General features: G+C 59.6%; 13 protein-coding genes and 1 pseudogene. 9 read left to right on the top strand and 5 right to left on the bottom strand.

Annotated elements, in window-relative coordinates:
- The first annotated feature begins 2 nt into the window (after positions 1-2).
- The 3 genes from alr (at position 3) to EFD55_RS30280 (ending at position 3528) form a co-directional block, all read left to right on the top strand.
- Positions 3-1136 (top strand): alanine racemase, encoded by a 1134-nt coding sequence (gene alr / locus EFD55_RS30270; protein WP_125850420.1) that lies wholly within the window; start codon positions 3-5, stop codon positions 1134-1136.
- Positions 1137-1167: 31 nt separating this feature from the next.
- The gene (locus EFD55_RS30275; RefSeq protein ID WP_125850422.1) at positions 1168-2436 is read left to right on the top strand and encodes a D-amino acid dehydrogenase; all 1269 of its coding nucleotides are present in this window, start codon (positions 1168-1170) and stop codon (positions 2434-2436) included.
- A gap of 72 nt (positions 2437-2508) precedes the next feature.
- Positions 2509-3528, top strand: a complete 1020-nt coding sequence (locus EFD55_RS30280; RefSeq protein ID WP_125850423.1) for a helix-turn-helix transcriptional regulator — start codon at positions 2509-2511, stop codon at positions 3526-3528.
- Here EFD55_RS30280 and EFD55_RS30285 read toward each other — a convergent pair.
- Positions 3452-3802 carry a hypothetical protein gene (locus tag EFD55_RS30285; protein WP_125850425.1) on the bottom strand — a complete coding sequence of 117 codons (351 nt, stop codon included), beginning with the start codon at positions 3800-3802 and terminating at the stop codon, positions 3452-3454. The genes EFD55_RS30280 and EFD55_RS30285 overlap by 77 nt on opposite strands.
- A gap of 193 nt (positions 3803-3995) precedes the next feature.
- Entirely contained in the window at positions 3996-4256 is a 261-nt protein-coding gene (locus EFD55_RS30290) for a hypothetical protein (protein ID WP_125850427.1), read from the bottom strand.
- Between the two features lie 160 nt (positions 4257-4416).
- On the opposite strand from EFD55_RS30290, the gene EFD55_RS30295 reads away from it, so the two are divergent.
- Both EFD55_RS30295 and EFD55_RS30300 read left to right on the top strand, forming a co-directional pair.
- Positions 4417-5298 carry a transglutaminase family protein gene (locus tag EFD55_RS30295; protein WP_125850429.1) on the top strand — a complete coding sequence of 294 codons (882 nt, stop codon included), beginning with the start codon at positions 4417-4419 and terminating at the stop codon, positions 5296-5298.
- Positions 5299-5395: 97 nt separating this feature from the next.
- A complete protein-coding gene (locus tag EFD55_RS30300) occupies positions 5396-6223 on the top strand; it encodes a transglutaminase-like domain-containing protein (RefSeq protein ID WP_125850431.1) in 828 nt (275 codons plus the stop codon).
- Positions 6224-6236: 13 nt separating this feature from the next.
- Here EFD55_RS30300 and EFD55_RS30305 read toward each other — a convergent pair whose 3' ends face one another.
- Positions 6237-6458: an alkylphosphonate utilization protein gene (locus EFD55_RS30305; RefSeq protein ID WP_125850433.1), complete on the bottom strand. Its 222-nt coding sequence runs from the start codon at positions 6456-6458 to the stop codon at positions 6237-6239.
- 116 nt (positions 6459-6574) lie between these two features.
- On the opposite strand from EFD55_RS30305, the gene EFD55_RS30310 reads away from it, so the two are divergent.
- The gene (locus tag EFD55_RS30310) at positions 6575-6907 is read left to right on the top strand and encodes a HoxN/HupN/NixA family nickel/cobalt transporter (RefSeq protein ID WP_376774117.1); all 333 of its coding nucleotides are present in this window, start codon (positions 6575-6577) and stop codon (positions 6905-6907) included.
- Here the strand turns inward: EFD55_RS30310 and EFD55_RS30315 are convergent.
- Positions 6904-7494, bottom strand: a complete 591-nt coding sequence (locus EFD55_RS30315; protein WP_183736895.1) for a hypothetical protein — start codon at positions 7492-7494, stop codon at positions 6904-6906. The genes EFD55_RS30310 and EFD55_RS30315 overlap by 4 nt on opposite strands.
- Before the next feature lie 133 nt (positions 7495-7627).
- Between EFD55_RS30315 and EFD55_RS30320 the strand changes: the two genes are divergently transcribed.
- Positions 7628-7858: a helix-turn-helix transcriptional regulator gene (locus EFD55_RS30320; RefSeq protein ID WP_125850435.1), complete on the top strand. Its 231-nt coding sequence runs from the start codon at positions 7628-7630 to the stop codon at positions 7856-7858.
- Between the two features lie 16 nt (positions 7859-7874).
- Here EFD55_RS30320 and EFD55_RS30325 read toward each other — a convergent pair.
- Positions 7875-8545 (bottom strand): annotated as a pseudogene (locus EFD55_RS30325) (recombinase family protein); the annotation flags it as partial.
- A 526-nt stretch (positions 8546-9071) separates the two neighbouring features.
- Between EFD55_RS30325 and EFD55_RS30330 the strand changes: the two are divergent.
- Together EFD55_RS30330 and EFD55_RS30335 are read left to right on the top strand one after the other, a co-directional pair.
- Positions 9072-9485, top strand: a complete 414-nt coding sequence (locus tag EFD55_RS30330; RefSeq protein WP_125850437.1) for an NUDIX domain-containing protein — start codon at positions 9072-9074, stop codon at positions 9483-9485.
- 62 nt (positions 9486-9547) lie between these two features.
- Positions 9548-9961, top strand: coding sequence for a hypothetical protein (locus EFD55_RS30335; protein WP_125850439.1), 414 nt, complete (start codon positions 9548-9550; stop codon positions 9959-9961).
- Positions 9962-10153: the final 192 nt, after the last annotated feature.

The raw sequence follows: 10153 nt of genomic DNA on the forward strand, positions 1-10153 counted from the left end.
ACATGGATAGCGATATTTTGGTTTCCCGCCCACGCGCTGCCACGACCATGCAGGGAGCCACGGGCTATCTGACGATCGATCTTGCAGCACTCGGCCGCAACTATCGCAAGCTCGCATCGATGTTGGCGCCGGCCCGCACGGGGGCCGTCGTCAAGGCCGATGCCTATGGCCTCGGCGCCGAACGAGTTGCGGGCGCGCTCTACGATCAGAGTTGCCGGCATTTCTTCGTCGCCCAGTTCGTCGAGGCCGTGCGGCTTCGGCCGGCCCTTGCGCGGGACGCCCAGATTTTCGTGTTGAACGGCCTGCAGCCGGGCAATGAGATCGCCTGTGCCGAGATGGGTGTCGTTCCTGTTCTGAATTCGCTCGACCAGTGGCGGCAATGGTCGGCGGCGGCGCGGATGCTGAAGCGCTGCCTGCCCGCCGTCCTGCAGTTCGACACCGGCATGTCGCGGCTCGGCTTTCCCAGGGAAGAGCGGGCTGAACTGGCGGCAGCCCTTGGCGACGGCGCCAACGTCGAGATCCTCTTCATCATGAGCCATCTGGCTTCGGCCGACGACGCGGAAAGTGAGCAGAATGGCGAGCAGCGTGCCGAAATGTCCCGTATCGCCGACGAATTTCCGGGCTTCGACATTTCCTTCGCCAATTCCGGCGGCGTTTTCCTGGGCGACGCCTATCACGGCGTGCTCGCCCGCCCCGGCATCGCGCTCTATGGCGGCGCTCCGAGCGCCGGCGAAGAGAACCCGATGGAGCCGGTCGTCAGCCTCGATGTCGCCGTCGTGCAGACACGCATCGTGCCATCAGGCACGAAGGTCGGTTATGGAGGCGCGCATGTCACCCAACGGGAAATGCGGCTCGCCACCATTGCCGCCGGCTATGCCGACGGCCTGCCGCGCTGTCTCGGCGACCGCGGCGCCGTCTATTTCAAGGGCATCCGCCTGCCGATCGTCGGCCGCGTGTCGATGGACAGCATCACTGTCGACATATCGGCCCTGCCGGAGGGCGCATTGACCTTCGGCAGCCTTGTCGAAGTGCTCGGCCGCCATCAGACGCTCGAAGACGTCGCGCGCGACGCCGACACCATCTCCTACGAAATCTTAACCGGCCTGGGCGACCGTTACGACAGGCAATATCGCTGAGATCAGGCGGCTCCACACCATTGGGAATATCATGAAAGTCATCGTTCTGGGAGCCGGCATCCTCGGCGTCACATCCGCTTATCAGCTCGCCAAATCTGGCCACGAGGTCACGGTCGTCGACCGCCAGCCGGGGCCGGCGCTGGAGACGAGTTTTGCCAATGCCGGCGAAGTCTCCTTCGGCTATTGCTCGCCATGGGCAGCGCCCGGGATTCCCATGAAGGCCATGAAGTGGCTGTTCATGAAACACGCGCCCCTCATCCTGCGCCCGAAACTCGACCTGGCCATGCTCTCCTGGATGGCGAGGATGCTGTCGAACTGCACCTCCGAGCGCTACGCGCTCAATAAGAGCCGCATGCTGCGCCTTGCCGATTACAGCCGCATCGCGCTCGCCGAGCTTCGCACGGAGACCGGCATCGCCTATGACGAGCGCATGCAGGGAACCCTGCAGCTGTTCCGCACGCAGCAGCAACTCGACGCTTCGGCAAAGGACGTCAAGGCGCTCGCCGCCGACGGCATTCCCTATGAGGTGCTGGACCGGGACGGCTGCATCCGCGTCGAACCGGCGCTAAGGCACGTGCGCGACAAGATCGTCGGCGGCCTGCTGACCCCGAAGGACGAAACCGGCGACTGCTTCAAGTTCACCAACGCGCTGGCGGCCAAAGCCGAAGCGCTCGGCGTCCGCTTCGCCTACGGCACGACGATCAAGGCGCTTGATGTCGAGGTTGGCCGCGTGCGCGGGGTGATCACCGCTCGCGATGGCGATCGCGAGCGCGAGCGGATGAGCGCGGATGCTGTTGTCGTGGCGCTCGGCAGCTATTCGCCGCTGCTTTTAAAGCCCTTCGGCATCAGCCTGCCGGTCTATCCCGTCAAGGGCTACTCGCTGACTATCCCGATCACCGATGCGGCGCGCGCACCGGAATCGACCGTCATGGACGAGACCTACAAGATCGCCATCACCCGGCTCGGCGACCGCATCCGGGTCGGCGGCATGGCGGAGATTTCAGGCTATACCAACGATCTTGGGCTCGCGCGGCGCAGCACGCTGGAGCATTCCGTCACCGATCTCTTCCCCGGCGGCGATGTTTCCAAGGCCTCCTTCTGGTGCGGCCTGCGCCCGATGACGCCGGACGGTACGCCCGTCATCGGCCCAACCAGGATTATCGGCCTCTTCCTCAATACCGGCCACGGCACGCTCGGCTGGACCATGAGCACCGGGTCGGCGCGGCTGATCGGTGACCTCGTCAGCGGCCGCACGCCTGAGATCGACGCGAAGGATCTGGCAGTCAGCCGATATGGTTGATTTTGCTTCTAGAGAATGCGCGTAATGTACAAATCGATTATCACCGACGAGTATCGCCTTTCGAGGTCATGAATGTCCGTTGATTCCCGTATGCACACCAGTGGCAGCCTCCCCCGACCCCCGGCGACGCAGAACGTGTCGTTCGGGGAAACGGCGCACAGCGGAACTGACCCGGACTTGCTCTCGGAATTATTGTCGACGCCACCCTCTCCGATCAAGGTCACGGCGGAAGGCGATATGCCCGTTTCATTCCGCTGCAGTTTCGTCTCCGCTGGAGAGGTGGCGGTAGCCGACTGCGCTTACGAAGGCACGCTTCTCATCAAGCGGAAGGCGCCCAGCGTCGGGATGATCGTTTTCCTGCCGGTGGAGGGGAACGTTTGCTTCGACGGCCGGCGGGAGGAAATATATTCAGCTCCCGCTCGTGGTACGATCCTTGAGGCGGGTCGTTCCATGGGCGCCCGCATATTGGGCCGGCGCCGTCATTTCGGCCTGTTCGTCGATCAGGCGAAGATCACCAGTCACCTGACGCATATGTTCGAACGAACGATCAGCGGCGACCTCGATTTTCATCCTCACATCGATCTGACGGCGGGTCCGGGATTGGTGTTGCAGCAGATTGTCTCGAACCTCCATAGCGGACTGAGCGACAACGGACCGCTGCAACGATCACCGCTGGCCGTCGGCTCGCTTTGTGATGCGGCGGTCTATCTGCTGCTGGAAAGCTGCCGCCATCGCTATTCGGACGAACTTGCGCTGCCGGCTCCGACGCCGGCCCCACGCCATGTTAAGTGGGCGATCGACTTCATGCAGGAGCACATTGCCGAGCCGATTTCGCTCAACGATATCGCGGCGGCGGCCAAGGTGAGCGTTCGGACTTTGCAACAGGGTTTCCGGCAGTTCAGGAATACGACGCCGATGGCCTACCTGCAAGAAATCCGGATACTTGCCGCCCATCGCGACCTGCTCGATGCGGGCATGAGACTGACCGTCGCCGACATTGCTATGCGATGGGGCTTTACCCATTTCGGGCGATTTGCTGCCGAGTATAAAAGGCGTTTCGGCCAGTTGCCATCGCAGACCTTGAAGCGTTGAGTTCTGGCCTGCAGATCAGTCGATCGCCGGCATAATCGTTGATCTGTTCCTCGGGATCGCCATCGGTGTCGTTGACCACGAACACCCAGCCCATAAGGCTCGTGCCGTCATAGATGTGGAGATACCTTTCGTCACCCGCCTCAAGGGCTTCCTGCGCCTTAGCCGCTTCCACGCCGAGGTAGTCGGGCTCGCCGGGCTCGTCGTAGAAGCATTTCATGATCCAACCCCGCGCCTCGCAGTGACCGAGCAGTTCTTTGAGGGTTTTGATGGTCATTCGCTTGGCTCGCTTTCTGCGTTGCTGATGCTTTGTTTTAGCAATCGCGCGCTTGGAATGCGGCAGGTGAAGAGTGGATTGACGCAGCTGAATAGATAGGTAGCTAACGAGCTACCGAGCTAAGCGAAACGGGCGCTCGAAAGCGCCTGCGCTCGAAAGCGCCCGTTAGGTTCAGTGGGATCCGCCCGTGGTATCAGGCAACGGCCTTCAGCTCCGGCTTGCCGAGGTAGTCAGGCGCCTGGAGCATTTCGCGCTCGAAGCGGATGGCTTCCTCGATCTCCTCGACCAGGCGCTCATACGTCACGGCCTCACCATCGAGCTTTGCCATCGTGGAGGCCGTGCGGATGACGTTCATGATCTGACGACCGTTGAGATCGGCGTCAGCCAGCTTCGCGATGTCCTCGGTAGTGACGGTGAGGCCGGCTGCCTTGAGCAGGCTTTCGCCCCACCGCATCGAGTTTGACGAGCAGGGCGCGGGTTCTTCTTGCGGGAAACGCAGAAACGGCTCAGCATGGTCGATGAGATGCGCTATGCGGGCAGGGCACTTCCGCGAAAGCGGCACGGCCCCTTGGAAAGAGCAGCGTGAACAAATTATCCCACGGCAGCACGCTTCGATGACAATTTTTTCCGTTCGCCACATCACATCCTATCGTTACCTCAGGGAGGTCGAATTCGGCGAGCATCGATTGATGTTCCGGCCGCGCGACAGCTTCGATCAACGGCTCATCGAGGCCTCGTTGACGACCTATCCGGAAGATAGCCAAGTGCGCTGGATCCACGACGTTTTCGGCAATTGCGTCGCGCTCGTCGATATTTCAAGACCAGCCGCCGAGCTTCATTTCGAAACCTGGATCACGCTCGACCATACGCCGCAGGTCGCTCTGGATCTTCGGGTCGACGATGATGCACTGACCTACCCCTTCGCTTATCATCACGAAGAGCTTCCCGATCTCATGCCGGCGATGCAGCGCCATTATCCCGACCCCGCAGACGAGGTGGGACGCTGGGCTCGCCAGTTCCTGCGCCATGGGCAGACGACGGAAACCGGGCATCTGCTGATGACGCTTTGTTATGCCATCCGCGAAAGCTTTGCCTACGCGCGCCGTCTGGAGCATGGAACGCAGACGCCGATCCAGACCCTGCAGCGTCGTTCCGGCACCTGTCGGGACTTCGCCCTGCTGATGATGGAGGCGGCGCGCGCGCTCGGCCTCGCGGCGCGGTTCGTCACGGGTTATGTTTATGTTCCCGACCGGGACGGCTCCACCGTGCTCGGCGGCGGTTCGACGCATGCATGGTGCCAGATCTATCTTCCCGGCGCCGGCTGGACGGAGTTCGATCCGACCAACGGGATCGTCGGCAACCGCGATCTCATTCGTGTCGCGGTTGCCCGCGATCCGCGCCAGGCAGTCCCGTTGAGCGGCAGCTATGACGGGGATGGGAAGGATTTCGACAGCATGACGGTGCAGGTGAACGTCACCACAAGGCAATCTGGCTAGCCGCGCGGTGACAGTCCCGGTCTTGCGGGAACCGGGCGGCGCGATCAGCGTTCTTTACTCACTGCTGCCAAAGCGGAGACGCGACAAGGAAGCCACAATGAAGATACGCGCCGGGTTTCATCTGGGCTACGAATGCATGCAGCCAACGCCGATGCTGCTGGTCCTCAATATCCACCCCTCCCGTCGTGCCGATCTTCTCAGCGATCAGATCCTGACATTCGACCGGCCAATCGAGGCCTGGGAATATACCGATGTGTTCGGCAATGCCTGCAGCCGGATCGTCGCTCCGCCGGGCCTGACGACGATCTCGACGGAATTCGAGATCTACGACAGCGGCCAACCCGACATCGTTCCCGACGATGCCGTCCAGCATGCGATCAATGACCTGCCCGACGACGTGCTGGTCTTCCTGCTCGGCAGCCGCTATTGCGACACCGACAGGCTTGCCGATTTCGCCTGGGCGACGTTCTCGTCGACGCCGCTCGGCTGGGCGCGCGTCCAGGCGATCTGCGATTTCGTTCATGATCACATCACCTTCGATTACCTGAAGGCCGATGTCCTCCGCACCGCGCATGGCGGCTTCACCGACAAGGCGGGCGTTTGCCGCGACTTTGCCCATCTCGCCATCGCGCTTTGCCGATGCATGAATATCCCAGCCAGATATTGCACGGGCTATCTCGGCGATATCGGCGTTCCGATCGACCCCAATCCGATGGATTTCAGCGCCTGGTTCGAGGTCTTTCTCGGCGGCCACTGGCATACGGTCGACGCCCGCCACAATACGCCGCGTATCGGTAGAATACTGATGGGGACCGGCCGAGATGCTACCGACGTCGCGATGTCGACGGCCTTTGGCCCGGCAACGCTTTCCCGTTTCGAGGTGATCACCGAGGAAGTGCCGCAGGAGGCACTCAAGGACGACTGAACGGCGAATCGACCTATGCCTTCTTCAGGAATTCCGTTTTCAACACGAGACCCTTGACCTGCTTAGTGCTGCACTTGATCTCACCGGGATTGTCCGTCAGGCGAATACCCTTGACCAGCGTTCCACGCTTCAGGGTCTCCGAGGTTCCCTTGACCTTGAGGTCCTTGATCGTTACGGAATCGCCATCCTGAAGCTGGGTTCCATTGCTGTCCTTTACGATGATGCCGTCGGTCATGCTGTCCTCGCCTGGTGATGAAGGACGGAAATGCGCGATGGCGATTCAGGAGGCTGACTTTCCAAATCACGCCGGTTCACTTGTATCGGCTTCGGCTGGCATGGAGGTGAATAACCATGGAGCATTTGCCAGAAATTGGGCTTGCCTTTGGCGCTTTCGCACTCGGAACGCTTGCGCGGAAATTTCTGGTCCTTGCCGACGTCTGGGCCGCGTTTTCACGCGCACGGCGACAGGCAGAGCACGGCGATCTGGAACTGGACAGTCTATCCACACGGGGCGGCTTTAAGAGCCGATTGCTGGGCCGGACTTTCTCGGTCGTTTCGAGGCCATGGCATATGTACCCGCTCGGCTTCCTGTTCGGGCTCGGCTTCGACATGGCGACCGAAATCGGTGTGCTTGCCATCTCCGCCCCGCAAGCCACCAAGGAGCGGCTTTCTGGACGATCCTAATCTTCCCGATGCTGTTCACGGCGGGAATGTCGCTGATGGATTTCACCGACCGTGACCTGACGACGTGCGTTACCGCCCGACGATATTTCGGCGTCGATCTTTAGCAAATCAGAGATGACCGAACGGAGCTGTGGCCAAGGATACTCATCGCTTGAAGCGGCTGGTTGCCACTTGGCGAGCATGGCATGGAGCTTCGCGGTCGCGCCGACGATCGATGCCGCTGGCGTATCCCATAGCATTTCGGCCACGTCGTCCTCCAGGGCGGCCGCGCGTTCTTCTTCCTGGACCGCCTCGCTATATCCAATCTGCTGGTCGGCCGCCTTCCAGGCCTCGGGCGCATCGGATGGCATGCCGACCATCGCGAACAGTCTCTTTTCGAGCCCTTGCTGCCGTAGGCATGATTCGATCAGCCGATGGCGAGCCGCGCACCATTGACGCCAGATGGTAAAGGCGAGATCGTCGATATCCAACGGCGCCGCAAGCCGGGCTGCAAGCTCGGGATGTGTGGGAAAAGACGCCACCACCAAGGAATGGAGGTCTCCCTGCGTGACCGTAGGTAAAGTTCTGCTATTGTCGGAATCAGCCATGATCCCAGCTCCTGACAGCTTGGTTGTGGTCAGACTGCATTCGGTGTTCCAGCACCGAATGCAGTTGATTAGTTAGTCACTCTATACAGGGCAACTTTTAAATGTGCAATCAAAATCACCACGGCATGGTGATATGAAGGGTATTCAGTGTAAGTTGGCACGCGTTGCGCTTGATTGGGGAGTTCTAGATCTTGCAAGGGCAGCAAACGTCTCGACACAAACTATCACCCGCCTCGAGCGCGGTGAGAATCTACGGCCGAATACCTTGGAACGTATCCAACGCGTGCTGGAACATGCAGGCATAGAGTTTATTGCAGAAAATGGCGGCGGAGTTGGAGTTCGTTTCAAGAAGCCCGTGTCGTAGACTGACGTGCCCCCGTTGCTACGAGTTTCATCAAATGATCTTCTGGCGCACGGCGGGGCGAGCGAGCCAGTAGCTCGGGGTCGGCCAGCTTCTCGCGGACCATACGATGCACGGCGCGGCGCAGTCTTTCCACGGTCCAGTCATGGCCCCGGCGATTGAGGACCCGCACGACATTGTCCCAGCTATGTTTTGGGCGAAGTTGCCGAACCTCGGGAGCCAGGTTTGCGCAGAGGAGATCAGTTCATCGAGATAGATTTTTTCCCGGGCCTTTGAGACCGCCTTGATCGCTTCCGGCCGCCTTTCCCGAAGGCCAGGATTGCCTGGCAGCTTGCCGCGGCCTTTTGCCGCCTTGATGCCTGCCTTTGTTCGCTCAGCGATCAGCGCTCGTTCGAGCTGCGCGACGGCACCAAGGACTTGCAGAGAAAACATGCCCTGTAGCGTGGACGTATCGATCGGATCGCGGATCGACTTGAAATGGACGCCGCGCTGCTCGAGATTTTCGATAACCTGCAGGAGGTGGCTAACAGACCGGGCAAGGCGATCCAGCCGGACGACGACCAGCACGTCGCCTGCGGTGAGGTCTCCGAGAAGTCTTGTGAGAACCGGCCGAGCGCGTGACGCACCCGAGCCCTGCTCATGGTCCCAATGCAGCCCCGCCAGACTCGAAATGCGACGTCGGACGGGCATCCGATCGTAAATCGCATGAAGCGCGCGCTGTTGGTCATCTGCGGCGGAAGTGCCCGAAAAAAGGAGATCGGAGGAGGGGAGAGGCACGAAGGCCCGTTTGAGCGAAAGACGATGGAGGAATCTACGCTCGTCGGCAGGGGATGGCTGCTCCGTAGTGGCAGCGCTTCCGCCGAAATCTGCCCGAAAAGGCCAGAAAACCGAGCGTTTCCGGTCATCCAAGACGACTGACAGGGCGATTTGGGCGTCATATCAATCTACCATCGATAACCTATACTTATCGATGGTTAGCGCGCAGCGTGACGCTGTATGGACAACGGAAGCTAGTGAACGTTTTGATTTATTATGCCAAAAGAATAGCGTTAATTCATATGGTTAATTTAAATTAAATTAATCGGATGATCAGCGATCACCGGTAAGTGGGGCAGATTTTATGGCAGTGGTGCCTTGCCAGGCAATTGTGCCATTTCTCGTCTTCTACCATAATCGACGAAGATGAAGACGATCGTGGAGCTTGAGGGATCTTCGCATGAGCAGAGTGCAGAAAGCCTGCCCCGTTGTTTTCAGAATGCTGGATAGGGGACCAGAAGTTCTCGCCTTTGAGCGTCCTTCGGCCGGAAAGCAGTTTGTGAAGGGCACTATTGAAGCTGGCGAGAAGCCTATTGATGCGGCCAAGCGCGAGCTTCGGGAAGAGAGCGGGCTCGTGGTGAATTCACCCATGACGTCTTTGGGCGTATGCGAAATAGGAACCAGCCGTCAGCGATGGCATTTCTTTAGGTGGCAAGGCTTGAGTTTGCCGGATACCTGGCAGCATGAAACCACGGATGATCACGGTCACACGTTCAGTTTTTTCTGGCATCCTATCGATGTGCCACTTGACCAATACTGTCATTCAATCTTTGAAGAGGCCTGTGAATTCTTTGCCCCTCGACTGTTGCGTTGAACCGCTGATAGAGCCTTTCAACAACGGCGGTCCTCGCATATCGGCCAACAAGAGAGCTACCCATGAAGAAGATCACGGCAGTCGCTATTGCCGTGCTGTTTACGATCGCTCCGGCACATGCTGCAGGCGAAGTCGCATTTGATTGGAGCCTGATCACCTTAGGCTTCGGTCAGTACGACGCGAACCTGATGCTTTGCGATCGAAGGCCGGCACTGGATGAGAGGCGTCGGATTATCGAAATTCTAAAAAGGATACCTGGCTTTGACACTCAGGCGGCAGATGGACGCCTTACGAGAATGGCTGAGCTTACATATTCCGAGATTGAGATCCAGGGATGTAACCGTAAGAAACTTGCGGCTTTCCGACACTCGCTCGACGTGGAAATGGATAATCTGCAACAAGACATTGACCATCGGTCCAGCGATAGCAAGCAGTCCACCGCGCCTGGCTCCAGGCAAGGGAATGCCTCGCCTTAGCAAGTACGCGGTGCCGCTTCCAAGCCTTCAGCGCCCTGTAGAATCGCCAGACGAGATCGGGCAGCTGACCTGCCACTGAGAATTTCCTCCAGAATGGATTAGAGTCCGGCCTATTAAGGGACGGACGAATGAAGAAGCAGAGATTTACGGAAGAGCAGATTATCGGTGTGCTGAAGGAGCAGGAGGCTGGCG

Origin of the sequence: Rhizobium pisi (assembly GCF_003938655.1) — a bacterium.
Lineage (GTDB): Bacteria > Pseudomonadota > Alphaproteobacteria > Rhizobiales > Rhizobiaceae > Rhizobium > Rhizobium pisi.